Source organism: Caenispirillum salinarum, from assembly GCF_044803115.1.
Taxonomy (GTDB): Bacteria; Pseudomonadota; Alphaproteobacteria; order Rhodospirillales; family Rhodospirillaceae; genus Caenispirillum; species Caenispirillum salinarum_A.
In genome coordinates this window covers 3,465,468-3,479,625 of the sequence record NZ_CP085224.1, presented here as the reverse complement: position 1 = coordinate 3,479,625, position 14,158 = coordinate 3,465,468, and the positions used below count along the sequence as shown (strand labels likewise).

Annotated in this window: 12 protein-coding genes; 7 read left to right on the top strand and 5 right to left on the bottom strand. The window is 64.0% G+C overall.

What is annotated here, in order from left to right; translation table 11 throughout:
• Window positions 1-57 precede the first annotated feature (57 nt).
• On the top strand, window positions 58-381 hold the full coding sequence (locus LG334_RS15975; protein WP_404379558.1) for a hypothetical protein: 324 nt from the start codon (window positions 58-60) through the stop codon (window positions 379-381).
• A gap of 14 nt (window positions 382-395) precedes the next feature.
• On the opposite strand, the gene LG334_RS15970 is transcribed toward LG334_RS15975, so the two are convergent.
• Both LG334_RS15970 and LG334_RS15965 read right to left on the bottom strand, forming a co-directional pair.
• Complete coding sequence (locus LG334_RS15970; protein WP_404379557.1) at window positions 396-2,207, bottom strand: O-acetylhomoserine aminocarboxypropyltransferase; 1,812 nt, start codon at window positions 2,205-2,207, stop codon at window positions 396-398.
• Window positions 2,208-2,436: 229 nt separating this feature from the next.
• Window positions 2,437-3,357, bottom strand: coding sequence for a tyrosine-type recombinase/integrase (locus LG334_RS15965; protein ID WP_404379555.1), 921 nt, complete (start codon window positions 3,355-3,357; stop codon window positions 2,437-2,439).
• 253 nt (window positions 3,358-3,610) lie between these two features.
• Here LG334_RS15965 and istA point away from each other — a divergent pair, with 253 nt between their 5' ends.
• Entirely contained in the window at window positions 3,611-5,077 is a 1,467-nt protein-coding gene (gene istA, locus LG334_RS15960) for an IS21 family transposase (RefSeq protein WP_404379163.1), read from the top strand.
• Window positions 5,074-5,904 (top strand): IS21-like element helper ATPase IstB, encoded by an 831-nt coding sequence (istB, locus tag LG334_RS15955; protein WP_404379162.1) that lies wholly within the window; start codon window positions 5,074-5,076, stop codon window positions 5,902-5,904. The genes istA and istB overlap by 4 nt, the downstream gene beginning before the upstream one ends.
• A gap of 696 nt (window positions 5,905-6,600) precedes the next feature.
• Here istB and LG334_RS15950 read toward each other — a convergent pair.
• The 3 genes from LG334_RS15950 to LG334_RS15940 all read right to left on the bottom strand — a co-directional run bounded on the left by LG334_RS15950 (window position 6,601) and on the right by LG334_RS15940 (window position 9,620).
• Window positions 6,601-6,927: a hypothetical protein gene (locus LG334_RS15950; RefSeq protein WP_404379554.1), complete on the bottom strand. Its 327-nt coding sequence runs from the start codon at window positions 6,925-6,927 to the stop codon at window positions 6,601-6,603.
• Between the two features lie 284 nt (window positions 6,928-7,211).
• Window positions 7,212-7,445, bottom strand: coding sequence for a hypothetical protein (locus LG334_RS15945; protein WP_404379552.1), 234 nt, complete (start codon window positions 7,443-7,445; stop codon window positions 7,212-7,214).
• 207 nt (window positions 7,446-7,652) lie between these two features.
• Window positions 7,653-9,620, bottom strand: coding sequence for an ATP-binding protein (locus tag LG334_RS15940; protein WP_404379551.1), 1,968 nt, complete (start codon window positions 9,618-9,620; stop codon window positions 7,653-7,655).
• A gap of 96 nt (window positions 9,621-9,716) precedes the next feature.
• Between LG334_RS15940 and LG334_RS15935 the strand changes: the two genes are divergently transcribed.
• The 4 genes from LG334_RS15935 (at window position 9,717) to LG334_RS15920 (ending at window position 14,150) form a co-directional block, all read left to right on the top strand.
• Window positions 9,717-11,081, top strand: a complete 1,365-nt coding sequence (locus tag LG334_RS15935) for a sigma-54-dependent transcriptional regulator (RefSeq protein ID WP_404379549.1) — start codon at window positions 9,717-9,719, stop codon at window positions 11,079-11,081.
• A 298-nt stretch (window positions 11,082-11,379) separates the two neighbouring features.
• A complete protein-coding gene (locus LG334_RS15930) occupies window positions 11,380-12,474 on the top strand; it encodes a cytochrome-c peroxidase (protein WP_404379548.1) in 1,095 nt (364 codons plus the stop codon).
• Window positions 12,475-12,486: 12 nt separating this feature from the next.
• A complete protein-coding gene (locus LG334_RS15925) occupies window positions 12,487-13,608 on the top strand; it encodes a cytochrome-c peroxidase (RefSeq protein WP_404379546.1) in 1,122 nt (373 codons plus the stop codon).
• A 2-nt stretch (window positions 13,609-13,610) separates the two neighbouring features.
• A complete protein-coding gene (locus tag LG334_RS15920; protein WP_404379545.1) occupies window positions 13,611-14,150 on the top strand; it encodes an arsenate reductase (azurin) small subunit in 540 nt (179 codons plus the stop codon).
• The last annotated feature ends 8 nt before the right edge of the window (window positions 14,151-14,158 follow it).

Here is a 14,158-nt window from a genome sequence, read left to right as displayed (position 1 = left end):
ACTCCCGTATCCGTTTCGCTCGCCCGGCCGGGCGTGCGGCCAACAGGGAGGCCCTGCATGGGGAGCTACCGTGACTACCGCCACGAGTTCCGCCGCCTGAAGGTGGAGGCGCTCATGGCGCGCTGCCGGAGCCTGGACACCGCCCGCGAACCCGTGGCCCGCTGTCATGCCGCCATCGACGAGCTTCTGGACACTGCCTTCACCACCGAGGACGGCCAGTGCGAGCGGGATCTGGTGGACGAGGCGCGGCGGCTGGCGGAAACCATCGCCGGGCAGATGGCCCGCCAGCCGGCGCTGGCGACGCTCCTGCGCGACAGCTTCGCCGCCGCCGTCCATTACCGCACGCCGTTCACCACCTTCTATCTGCCCGACCTGCACTAAGGAGCGGTGGCCCGTTACGAAGCCGCCGCCGTCAGCGCCGCGTCCAGGTCGGCGATCAGGTCGTCGACCGTCTCCAGGCCGATGGACAGGCGGATGGTGTCCGGCCCCGCGCCGGCGGCGATCTGCTGCTCTTCCGTCAGCTGGCGGTGGGTGGTGGATGCCGGGTGCAGGATCAGCGAGCGCGTGTCGCCGATGTTGGCGAGGTGGCTGAACACCTCCGTTCCTTCCACCACGCGGCGGCCGACCTCGTATCCGCCCTTCACGCCGAAGGTGAACACCGCGCCGCAGCCCTTGGGCAGGTACTTCTCCACCAGGCCCTTGAACGTGCTGGAGGACAGGCCGGGATAGCTCACCCACGCCACCTGCGGGTGATCTTCCAGGTATTCCGCGACCTTCTGGGCGTTCTCGCAGTGGCGCTGCATGCGGACGTGCAGGGTTTCGATGCCCGTGATGGTCAGGAAGGCGTTCTGTGGCGACAGCGACGGGCCGAAATCGCGCAGCGCGACGGCGCGGGCCTTGGTGGTGAAGGCGAAGTCGCCGAAGGTCTCGTAGAAGGTCAGGCCGTGATAGGCGGGCTCGGGCTTCGCCAGCGACGGGAACTTGTCGTTGCGCGCCCAGTCGAACTTGCCGCTTTCCACGATCGCGCCGCCGACCGCGTTGCCGTGGCCGCCCAGGAACTTGGTGGTGGAGTGCACCACCAGGTCGGCGCCGTACTCCATGGGGCGCATCAGGTAGGGGGTCGCCATGGTGTTGTCGACGATGAGCGGAATGCCGGCCTCGTCGGCGATCTTCGCCACGGCTTCCACGTCCACCACGATGCCGCCGGGATTGGCGAGCGCCTCCAGGAAGATGGCCTTGCACTTGGGCGTCAGCGCCTTGCGGAAGTTCTCGGGGTCGGTCGGGTCGACGAAGTGGCAAGTCCAGCCCAGCTTCTTGAACGACAGTCCGAACTGGGTGATGGACCCGCCGTAGAGGTTCCGCGAGGCGACGAACTCGTCGCCCGGCTCCAGCAGCGTGAAGAAGGTAAGGAACTGCGCGGCATGGCCCGAGGCGCAGCACAGTGCGGCCCGGCCGCCTTCCAGGCTGGCGACCCGCTCCTCCAGCACGCTGACGGTGGGGTTGGTCAGGCGCGAGTAGATGTAGCCGAAGGTGTGCAGGTTGAACAGGTTGGCGGCGTGATCGGCATCGTCGAACACGTACGATGTCGTCTGGTAGATGGGCGTGGTGCGCGCGCCGGTGGTCGGGTCGGGGGCCGATCCGGCGTGGATGGCGCGGGTCTCGAAGCCGTATTCCCGCTGCGGGCCCTGCGCGGCGTCGGCCTTGGGCGCCGGCGTGCCGCTGGCGGGGGCGCGGCGGGGTTTGGACGACACGATGCCCGAGTTGACGCCCTGCCACGAAAGTTCGCCGCCCAGGCGCCCGAATTCGATCTTGGGGCAGCGGTCCATGATGACGGTCAGCCCGGCGGCCTCGGCCCGCTGCGCGGCTTCCTCGTTGACGACGCCGAGCTGCATCCAGACGGACCTGGCGCCGATCTCGATGGCCTCGTCCACGATGGGCGGCACATGGTCGGGCCGGCGGAAGATGTCGACCATGTCCACGGGCTCGGGGATGGACTTGAGGTCGGGATAGACCGCCTCGCCCAGCAGCTCCTGCCCGGCGGCGCCCGGGTTGACCGGAATGACGCGATAGCCCTTCTCCTGCAGGTACTTCATGACGAAGTAGCTGGGCCGGTTCCAGTTGGTGCTGGCACCCACCATGGCGATGGTCTTAGTGCCTTGAAGAACCTTGCGGATCAGCGCGTCGGGGTAGGAGAGGGCGGTGGTCATCGGCGGGGGAAACTCCGTGATTTTTGCAACGCGTTGCACTGTATCGGCTTCGAAACGGTTTTTTCGGCGGTCCGGAGGACCGGTCTGGCGGCCCGTGCGACATACTCTCCCATATCCTGATGCGAACGCGAGGGCCAGAATCAGAAGACCGGGATGAGGTCTGTCCTCATCCCGATCCGCGCCCTTCAATATCGACGTGTATGCGACGACGCTGCCTCCCGCCGGTGCTTTATGTGGACTCTTCAGTCTCACAATCCGGAACTGCCGCTTGGTCCGCATCGACGCGCCGTTCCCAGGCGTCGATCGCAGGCTGAGCTTGCTCCGGCGTTCTCACGACGTAGACCTCGCGCATCATCTCCTCGAACGACTTCTTCGTGTGGCCGGTCATGGCGATGATGCTGTCATCATCCATCCCGAGATTCTTCAGCGTGGTGGCGGCCGTCCGTCGGAGATCCCGGAGTTGGAGATGCGGACGCTCAGCCAGATCCCGGATTTGTCGAAACCAATCCTCGAACGTCTTGTAAGGCACCCGCTTGCCGGTGCTGGATGCAACGAGGTGATCGCGCCCATCGGCTCTTGCGGCTTCGATAATGCGGTCCAGTTCCTTATGAATCGGGATCGACATTTCCTTGCGCGTTTTCTGTTGCTGGAATTCCCAGATTCGCCCGACCATGTGCGATCGGCGAAAGCTCAGGCCATCGCTCACCCGTTGCGCCGTGTAGAGAGTCAATTGGATGCCATCCCAGACGGCATCGCCCTCTCTGTGCTTGGTGCAGGCAATGCGAATGGCTTCCATATCATCTGGGTGCCAGTATTGTTTTCTTGGCCTGCCCTTTCTTGCGCCGAGCTCGGCTGCTTTGTTTGGTACGTCGACGATTCCTTGGTTGTACGCAAAGCTGAAAAGATTCCCGAGAACCGCCTGGCAGGTGGCTCGAGATCCTTTGGGCGTGCTGAGATAGTAATTGACGATCACAGGGCGTGTGAACGAGGCAATCCGCAGGCTCCCGAATCTGTCGACGAAATCATTCAGAAATCTCTTGTAATTCGCCTTCGTCTGTTTCGCGAGTTCTTCGTACGGCTTCGCCCGGCCGATCTCGCGGGTATTCGCCATGTACTCACGGACGAGCCAGGCGATCGTGCCGTGCTTCACAGTGCCGTCCTGGGGTTCAGGGGAGTCCGCAGTGCCCAGCGACAACCAGGATGGCCGCTCTGCCGACAATTACGATGGCCGCAGGGGGTGACCGTAGGGCGGGCGTAGCCCGGCCGGAGGTCGCCCCCTGCGGTGCGCGGTCTTCATAGACCCCGCCGACGGCCGTGATGGGAGACACTGGCGGTTCTCAACGACCAAGAAGAGACCGCCGGTGCCTGGAACCCACATCACGGACCATCAGGTGAAACTCTACATGAAGCACCGAGGACAACACACGCAGCGAGTCGCGGCCGCGAAGGCCGGGTTCAGCGAGAGGACGGCCCGGCGGATCGACCGGGACCCGCGCCTTCCTTCCCAGAAACGGGATCATCGCCACTGGCGCACCCGCGAGGATCCGCTGGAGGACGTCTGGGAGACGGACATCCTGCCGATGCTGGAGGGCGCGCCCGGCCTGAAGGCGGTCACCATCTTCGAGGAGCTGGAGCGGCGCTATCCGGATCAGAATTGGCCGTCGCGCCGGCGGACCCTGGAGCGCCGGATTCGGGAATGGCGCGCGCTGAAGGGGCCGGAGAAGGAGGTCATCTTTCGCCAGGCCAACCCGCCCGGCCGGATGGCCTTGTCGGACTTCACCGATGCCGCCGAGCTGGCGGTGATCATCAACGGGGCGCCGCTCGCGCACCGGCTCTACCATTTCACCCTGGCCTACTCGGGCTGGGAGTACGCCGAGGTGGTGCTGGGCGGCGAGAGCTTCATCGCCTTGGCCGCCGGTCTCCAGAACGCCCTGTGGTCCCTCGGCGGTGTCCCGGCCGAACATCGCACCGACAGCCTGTCGGCTGCCTTCCGGAACCTCGACAAGGAGGCCGCCCGGGACATGACGGAGCGTCATCAAGGTCTCTGTGACCACTACGGCATGGTCGCGAGCCGCAACAACCGCGGCGTCGCCCACGAGAACGGCGCTATCGAGAGCCGGAACGGCCACCTCAAGAGGGCTCTCGACCAGGCCCTTCTGCTGCGCGGGAGCCGGGACTTCCCTGATCTGGAGGCCTACCGCCGCTTCGTCGCCGAGGTGGTGGGGCGGGCCAATGCCCGTCGCCGCGAGATGCTGGCCGTCGAGAAGCCGGTTCTCCGCAGCCTGCCGCCGCGCCGGACGATGGATTACGAAGAGGCCCGGGTGCTGGTGACCAGCGCCGGCGGCTTCGTCCTGCGCCGGGTCTTTTACACGGCGCCGTCGCAGTTCATCGGCCACCATCTCCGCCTGCGCATCCACGACGACCGGCTTGAAGGCTTCCTCGGCGGCACCCCCGTTCTGACCCTGCCACGCGGTCGCGCGCCCTCCGGCAACGGCCATGGCTACGTCGTCAACTACCGCCACGTCATCCACAGCTTGCGACGCAAGCCCCAGGCCTTCCAGAACCTGGTCTACCGGGACCACCTGTTCCCCCGGACCGAATACCGGCGGGCCTGGGATGCCATGATGGCCTCCATGGACCCGCGCGTCGCCTGCCGGACCATGGTCGGCCTACTGGCCCTGGCGCACGACGCCGGCTGCGAGGCGGATCTGGCACGGCGACTGGGCGAGGATCTCGACCACGGACGGCTTCCCGACCTGGCCCTTCTGCGGATGACCTTCCCGGTTAGCGGCGGCACGATCCCGAACGTGACGGTGGCGCTGCCGTCGGCATCGGATTACGACATCCTCGTCGCGGGAGCCGGCCGATGAGCATCTCGGTTGACATCGCCAAGCTGCCGCTGCTCCTCACCGAGTTGCGGCTGCCGACCATCAAGCAGTTCTGGGAGGAATTCGCCGAGCGCGCCGACATGGAAGGCTGGCCCGCCAGCCGTTTCCTGGCGACGCTGGCTGAACTCGAACTCGCGGAACGGGAGCGCCGGCGCATCCAGCGGCACCTCGTGGCGGCCAGGCTGCCTTCGGGCAAGACCCTCGACACCTTCGACTTCTCGGCGGTGCCGATGGTCAGCAAGGCCCACGTCATGGCGCTCGCTGCCGGCGACGGCTGGCTGGACCAGGGCAAGAACCTGCTGTTCTTCGGTCCGCCCGGCGGCGGGAAGACCCACCTCAGCGCCGCCCTCGGCCACACGCTCATCGACAACGGGTTCCGCGTCCTGTTCACCAGGACGACCGATCTCGTCCAGCGCCTCCAGACGGCCCGGCAGGACCTCGCCCTGGCGAGCGCCATCGACAAGCTGGACAAGTACGACCTGCTGATCCTCGACGACCTGTCCTACGTCGAAAAGAGCCAGGCCGAGACCAGCGTCCTGTTCGAGTTGATCGCCGCCCGCTACGAGCGACGGTCGCTCTTGATCACGGCCAACCAGCCGTTCGGCCAGTGGGACCGGATCTTTCCTGACAAGGCCATGACCATCGCCGCCATCGACAGGCTGGTCCACCACGCCACGATCTTCGAGTTGAACGTCGAGAGCTACCGGCGCCGAACCGCGGTCGGCAGGGACGCCGCACCATCCGCGACAACTACCGACGCGGATAATTGTCGCCCGGCGACAACTACATCGGAGACCGGCGACAATTAGACTTGCCGGCGCCGCTGCGCGGCGCCACCATCGTCATCCCATCACGGCGACCGGCCATCGTAGTTGACGCCCACCGGCCTTCCTAATTGTCGCGCTACACCGCAGCCTCGTTCAGCCGGATCGCTTCCCTTGCGCGCAAGGCGGGGTCGTCCGGAAGTCGCCTGCTTTTGTAGCCACGGCGGACCCAGTAGTACCTTACGGAGCCGTCCGCGTTTACGCGTGTCTGGACATACCGGATCTTGTCTTTTCCGCGCTGCGTGCGCGGCCTAACCGTTCGCCGCTTGCCCATTACAACGTCCTCCCCGGAGGAAGAGCGCTGCAGACAGCGGGAATGATGGCGAGGGCAACGAACAGAGCCCGCGAGCCGCGAGCCAAAAGGCGTCTACAGGTCACAACAATCCTTCCCGGTTCGGCGAACCGGTTGAAAACTGCGACCGTGGCTCATGGCGAGGCCCTGACGATGCGAGCCCAACGCATTACCGGAGGGAGCTCTGTTGCCTCCGGTATTTTTCCCATGAGCTGCGATACGCAGCGAAGGTTGTCGTTACGCCTTTTCCATCCGGCCGAAAGGCCGGAGAGCTGGAATGGGGGCGCCGCCGGCACCAACGTTCTGGATGGTGCCGGATAGCCCGTACCGAGGATATAAAGGGGTATGGGCAGGCTCGCAAGCAGCTCTTCGCCTGGCGCCTGCCATGTTCAAGGTTTGCCGGCGCGGATGAGTTCGAGCGCCTTCTGCGTCTCGTCTTCAAGCGGCGGTTCCCGCAGACCTGCCCGCACGTCAAGCCAATGCTCGATGGCGACGCTGTCGTAGCCGAAGAGCTCGTCGCGCCTCGGCATCCCCTGAGACTCAAGATATCGGCGGTTCTGGCGCAGCCATGTCGGGCTCTTTCCCAGCCTGGACGCCAGCTCCTCGTCGGTCCAAAAGCGCGAGGGCGGTCGTGTGTTGCGCGGCTTTCTCGCCGGCACCGATGCATCGGAAAAAACGGGGTCCGAGAGGGTGTCGGAGTGGTAGTCCAGGGGCACGGTAAACTCCTTTCAGATCAGGTGCCCTCTTCGAGATATGCGCGTTCTGAAAAATGAGAGAAAATTTTCTGGACCGCTGTCAGGACGTAGCGTGCGCGGGACGTCTGCCCTCTGTGACAGCGTTCTTGCGAAACTCTGATTGGTGTCGTTTGGTGAGTGCGACAGACGTTTGCAGTTAATGGGCGCGTGCCTTCACCGGCACCTCCGGATCCGGAGGTGCCGGTGAAGGCAGCAGCCGCAGCCCCCGCAAAATGTCCGCGCGAGAGGTGGTGGGGCCGGCCCTGCTATTCTTCGCTGTTCGGAACTGCCGGCATACAGTTTGCCGAAATGAGGGTTCCTTGATCGCTTAGGCCGACGCCGACTCGGCGGCGTCGCCGGTCGGCGAAGAACTCTTTCTCCTCAGTAGTCGGCCGAATCACTTTCTCGTTGAACGCCTTGAGCCACACGTCATGTTCTTCAGCGGAGAGGTTGTCCGGGGACAGGTGTCCCTCCAGGATGGCAGCTATTCGGTCTTCCATAACGAATCCTCCGGCGGCCGAGGCGCCCAATGCACTCAGAATACCAAACGGGGATCCGGCGAGCGACGCAATATCGCAGGACTTCTGCCTTCAGCGGACGCGCTTTGTGGGGCAGGTCATTTGGACATAGGAGCCCTTCAGGGTCGCTTAGCGGCAAGGGTTTGGTCTACTAGCGGGTCGGCGAGTCACGAAGGCGTTGAGGACCGATCACAGGTCTTCAGTTAGGTAGCCTTGTGCGACGGCCGGTTCAGGCGACACCGTCGCACCGCCGCCGCTTGCAACAGCCTCCAGAGGATCGGTGGAGGGGCCGTTGAGGGGGAGCTGTAGTTGCATGACGGTGCCGTGACCTGCGTCTTCGGCGACCGAGATGTGACCGCCGTGCTCGTCGATGATCCGCTTGACAATGGCAAGACCGAGGCCCGTGCCCTTGGCCTTGGTCGTAAAGAACGGCTCGAAGATGTGGGTTCGATCGTGCGGGTCGACACCAGGTCCCTGGTCTATCACAGATATAATAACGAGCGGTGCGCCGTCATGGCTGGAAGCATCGTTGGCGGGATACGTCCCGGCTCTGATTTCCACCTTCGAACCCTCGGGCGCAGCCTGAACGGCATTCTCCAGGAGATTTTGCATGACCCGGATTATTTTTATCCGATCTGCCCGCAGGGTCGGCAGGGTGTCAAGGTTCGGTACCTTCAGGTACAGGCGCTTCTCGTCAATGGCCGGCAGCATCGAGAGGACGGCGGTGTGGATGATCTCACCGAGGCCGGTCCACTGAAGATCCAGCGAGCCCGGTTTGGCGAAGATGAGCATGTCGTTCAGCACGTGCTCCATGTACGTGACCTGGTCGAGGGCGATGGTGCAGTGTTTCGACATGCGCTCATCGGTCTCCAGGCCGCGTCGCCTGAGAATTTGAAGGTTCATCTTGATGGCCGAAAGAGCGTTGCGAAGATCGTGCGCGATCATGCTCGCCATCCGCCCCATGGAGGCCAGTTCCTCGGTCTTGGCCGCGCGGCGGAGAGCAGCGAGCATCCGCTCCAGGCTCGACGCCAGGAGGCCAATCTCGCCACTCGTCTTGGGCAGTGCGACATCCCTTTCGCCATCGGCTATCCGATCAGCCGTTCTGACCATGCGGCTGATGGGCCGCATAAAACGGTACGTCGTGATGCTCAAGCCGGCGGCCATGAGCGATCCGACCACCAGGACCGAGGCAAGCAGCGCATTCCGGAATATGTCGTATTCGGCTTCAAGGCTCGCGAGCGAGGCGGTGGCTCCGATCAGCAGGTACTCATCATCCACGGTCACAACAGCTTCGGGGAGACGAATCCTGTCCACCGCCACGGCACGCTTTTGATCGTAATCATAATACTGAAAGGAACCGCCTTCGGCGTGCCACGCGCCCACCTGTTCCTCGCTGAGCAGATCTCCGGTCAAGCCGGCTTCCTCCCCGAATTCAAAGCGAAACTCCTTCGCCCGATCCGGGTGGCGCAGGTAGTCGCCGCGCCCGTTGGTAACGAAGAACGTGTTCTCTCCAGATGCAACAATGTCCCCGAGGAAGCGGTCGAAGTCGATATTGATGAGGATTGCGCCAAAACGGCGGCCGATGCGGTCGAACACTGGAACGCCGATACGGAAGACCGGCTGATGGGGTTCCTGAATAACGCCGTGCTCGCGGTTCAAATCCACATCGGAGAGGTAGGTATCACCCGGCTGTAGGCGCGCCAGTTCGTTCAGGTAATATCGGTCCCGCTTTGCCTGAAGATCCTGTTGTTGAACTACGGTCACGCCGGTGTCCGTACGATTTACGCGCACGAGTTCCATCCCCTGGTCGTCCAGGCTGACCAGGCGGATCTGGGTGTAGGGCGGCCGTTGCCGCATGACGGTCTGAAAGACGCGGGCCAGCCGCTCCTTCTGTTCCGTCGTGCTGATTGCAACGGGATCGCCGTTGACGATCGCTTCGACCGTATCAGTGGCTGCCAGGAACACGGCATCACCCACCAGCAAATCAAGATGGTTCTGTAGAAGGGCGGCCTCGCGACCCACTCCGTCCGACAGTCGCTCAAGGGAAAGATCGCGGAATGTATCGCGGGATTGCGCAATGATGCTGATGGTCAGCCCGCCGAGCGCGATTGCCGCGATCATGAACGTCAGTGCGAAGATGCGGGTGGAGAGGGTCATTCCAGGTTCCTACGTCCGGTCCGCCCGGTGACAGTGCGGACGGGCGGCGCTACAAATGGGTGCCGCCCACGCCGAGATATGGGACACTTAGACATCATGTCCACGATCCTCATTATCGACGACGAAGCCGCCATCCGCGATACTCTCGACCTGCATTTTCGAGATGCGGGGCACGAGGTTATCCTTGCCTCGACGGCGGATGAGGGGGCGGATCTCGCCCTGTCACGGGATGTTGATCTTGTCGGTTCCGACATTCGAACGCCGGGTGCTCGGGACGGACTGTCTCTTCTGCGGGAGGTGACGGAGCGGCGCCCGGGCCTGCCGGTCATCATAATGACCGCCTACCACGATTTCGAGAACACCATTGCGGCCATGCAGGGGGGCGCAGTCGATTACATCCCCAAGCCGATCGATCTCGAAAAACTGGATGCCGCCGTGGAGAAATCCCTGAGCCGAGTATCCGGCGAGGGCGCCCTCGCCATTGGTCAGCAGCCGCCATCTTCAAGCATGGTGGGGCGGTCGGCTGCCATTTCCGACGTTTTCAAGAGTATCGGCCTAGTGGCGCGCAGCAGGACGACGGTGCTTGTCCTGGGCGAGTCCGGGACAGGCAAGGAAGTCATCGCTCGTGCCATCCATGGTGCGAGCCCAGAGCGCGACCAGCCCTTCGTTGCCATCAACTGCGCGGCGCTCGTCGAGACGCTTCTGGAGAGCGAACTGTTCGGCCACGAGCGCGGCGCGTTTACGGGTGCTCATGCGCAGCATCGCGGCAAGATCGAGATGGTCGGCGAGGGTACCCTTTTTCTTGATGAAGTCGCGGAACTCAGTCCCGCCATGCAGGGAAAGCTCCTTCGGGTCCTGGAGGCGCGGGAATACACTCCCGTCGGCAGCACGACATTGAAGAAGAGTAGCGCCCGGTTCATCGCCGCCACCAACGTTGATCTGGCGGAGCGGGTCCGCGTCGGGCAGTTCCGCGAGGACCTGTATTACCGCTTGAACGTCGTGACGATCCGCGTTCCGCCCCTGCGCGAAAGGCGGGAGGATATCCCGCAAATGGTCGATCATCTCCTCCGCCGCATCAATCGTGACCTGCGGAAAAACATCCGGGAGGTTTCCGGTGACTTGATGCGGCGCATTCTTGATTACGCGTGGCCCGGCAACGTCCGCGAACTCGACAACGTCTTGATGCGCGCCGCCGTCATGGCGCGTGGCGATGTCCTGACGGCCATCGCGTTGCCAGAGGATGTCGCGCTGGCGAGGGAGCACTATGAGCCGGCAAGCACTATGCCTGTCGGACCCGAGGGCGACTATTGCTCTCTTCGGGACGTGGAGCGTCGCCACGTCGAGGCGGTGCTCGTCAAGACCAAATGGCACAAGGGGCGCGCCTGCGACATCCTCGGCATCACACGTCCGACGCTTGAGCGAAAAATCCGCGAATATGGGCTCGTCGCCCCTTCGGCCTGAACGGAAATTTCAACGGTTGAACGGAACGTTCAATCGATCCTTTCAGATCGCAATTCTAGATGACCTACGGCTGTTGTCGGGAATGGGTCCGCACACTCGCCACCCGCACAAAATTTGCGGTCACGGTCACAGGTATTCCGCCCTTTTCGGTTCAGATCAATAACCCCTCACATGACTCTGGCCCACCGCTTGCGGATGGAGAGGCAGACCGGTTCGGCCGGTGCCGTTCCTCCACAACGCGCTGCGAGGGGTCATGACAAATAGTAACTCAGCACCTGCGGGTGCAACGCGGCCAGCGGTGAATGCCCCGCGGCCTGTAATTCTGGCGGCGGCGGTGGTGCTGCTCACGGCGGGCGGTGCCGTCGCGGAAGCGCCGTCGTTCGCTCCGCTTCCCGAGCCCCCCAAGGTCGACGAGGCAAAGGCGAGGATCGGCAACATGCTGTTCTTCGACACGCGCCTGTCCGGCGACACCGCCAGTAGCTGCGCCAGTTGCCACAGCCCGGAAGCAGGGTGGGGCGACGGTCAGGCGCTGTCCGATGGCTACACGGGCACGGCCTATTTCCGCAACGCGCCATCGCTTTTCAACGTCGCGCACCGGAAGTACCTGATGTGGGACGGTCGGCTCGACGGTTCGGACCTGGGCACGGTGGTCCGCGACATGCTGACCGAGGCCCACACCATGAACATGGATTCCCGCCTCGCCCAGGAGCGCCTGAAGCAGGTGCCCGAATATGCGGAAGCCTTCAAGGCGGCGTACGGCGGTGATCCGTATGGCGGCCAGATTTACGGGGCGATCGGCGAGTACCTGAAGACCATCCGCACCACCAACGCGCCTTTCGACCGCTACCTTCGCGGCGAGGACGCCGCGCTGACCGCCGAGCAGGCGACCGGCATGGAACTGTTTCAGGGCAAGGCCAACTGTATCGCCTGCCACAGCGGTCCTACGCTGTCCGATGGCGGTCTTCATGCCCTGGGCGTGCCGGAAAATGCTGAGAACGCGACTGACGCAGAGCGGCAGATCACCATGCTGCGGCACTTCGCCACCATGGGGACGCCCAACTACATGAATCTGCGCGAGGACGTGGGCAACTACGTCGTCTCCAAGGATCGCGTCGACATCGGCAAGTTCGTTACGCCGTCCCTGTGGGACGTCGGGCAGACGGCCCCGTACATGCACTCCGGAACTGTCGCGACCCTCGCCGACGTGGTCGATTTCTACGACGCGGGCGGCGGTGAGGCAGCGAACAAGTCGCCCCTGATCCAGCCGCTCAACCTGAGCGCCGAGGAGAAGAGCGCGCTGGTCGCCTTCCTGGAGAGCCTGACCGGCGACGCTCCGGACACGACCGTGCCCGAGCTTCCCGAGTACGCCCCGCGCGAGCTGGGCAAGAACTGAAGGGAAACCGCCATGAACAAGAAGACCACATTGCTGACCTCGGCGGCCCTTGTCGGGATGCTGGCCGCGGCCGGCGCCACCACTGCGGCGGATGCGCCTTACCCGCCGCTGGGGCCGCTGCCCCCTGTGCCGGTGCCGGCCGACAACCCGATGTCTGACGAGAAGGTGGAACTGGGTAAGAAGCTGTTCTTCGACGGGCGTCTGTCCGGCAATGGCTCCATGCCGTGTGTTGCCTGCCATCGTCCCGAACTGGGCTGGGAAACGAATGGCGCCATTTCCTTCGGTTATCCCGGCACGACCCATTGGCGTGCGTCACAGACTGTTCTGAACTCCGCTTACTACAACAAGCTGTTCTGGGATGGTGCCGTCACGAGCCTTGAGGCGCAGGCGAAGGCCGCCGCGGAGGGCGCGGTCGCCGGGAATGGCGACGGCGCGATGATGGAAATGCGCCTGGCAGCGGTGCCGGAGTACGTCGACTCCTTCAAGAACGTCTTCGGCACCGATTGGCCGATGATCAACGATGCCTGGAAGGCGATAGCGGCGTTCGAACGCACCATTGTGTCGGACCCCGCAAAGGTGCCTTTCGACCGCTACATGAACGGCGACGAGCAGGCCATCCCAGCCTCGGCGAAGCGCGGCCTGGACCTGTTCGAGGGTAAGGCGGGCTGCGTTTCCTGCCACAACGGGCCGCTGCTGTCGGACGAGAAGTTCTACAAGTTGGGTGTGCCCGAGAACGCGTTCTTTGCCGACGATCCGATCCAGCAGATCACCCACCGCTGGGAGGTCTACCAGAAGGGTGTCGACGAAAAGACCTACCGGGCAGCCGACCGGGACCACGGCCGCTACTACGTGACTAAGCGGCCCGAAGACGACGGCAAGTGGCGCACGCCGTCGCTGCGCGAAATCGCCTACACCGCTCCGTACATGCATTCCGGCGCCCTCGAGACGCTGGACGATGTCATCGACTTCTACGACGCCGGCGGAGGCGAGGGCGCCCCGATCCAGCCTTTGGGCCTGACGGCCGGCGAGAAGGCGGACCTGCTCGCCTTCCTGAAGACGCTGAGCATGGACGAGCCGCTGATCGTCGAAGATCCGGATCTGCCCGAAACCAAGCCCCTGCCGAAAGGAAATTGATCATGGGCCACACTCACAAGAAGGGCGGCGGCTGCCTTAACCGCCGCCAGTTCCTGATCTTCGGCGGGTCCGCGTTGGCCGTGATGGCGGCGCCGCCCGTGGTCAAGGCGGCGGGTTTGAAGCTGGTCGGCAGCCGCTACGAGGAAATGCGCATCGCGTCGCTGGCCGATCTTGAGGCCGGTGTGCCGATCGAGTTCACCTATCCCAATGCCGACGTCTTCAACATTCTGGTGAAGCTGAACGAGCAGGCCGGCGGCGGCATCGGCCCGGACCGCAACATCGTCGCCTTCAACACGACCTGCACGCACATGGGCGGCCCCGTCGGGGCGGACACGTTCAAGCCCACGCACTCCGTGCTCGGCCCGTGCCCGCTTCACCTGACCACCTTCGACCTGACCCGCCACGGAATGGTGACGGCCGGCCATGCCACGTCAAGCCTGCCGCAGATCATGCTTGAAGTGCGCAACGGCGATATCTACGCGATCGGCGTCATGGGCCTGGTGTTCGGGTACGACGAAAATCCCCGCGGCACCGAGGCCTGAGGAGATAC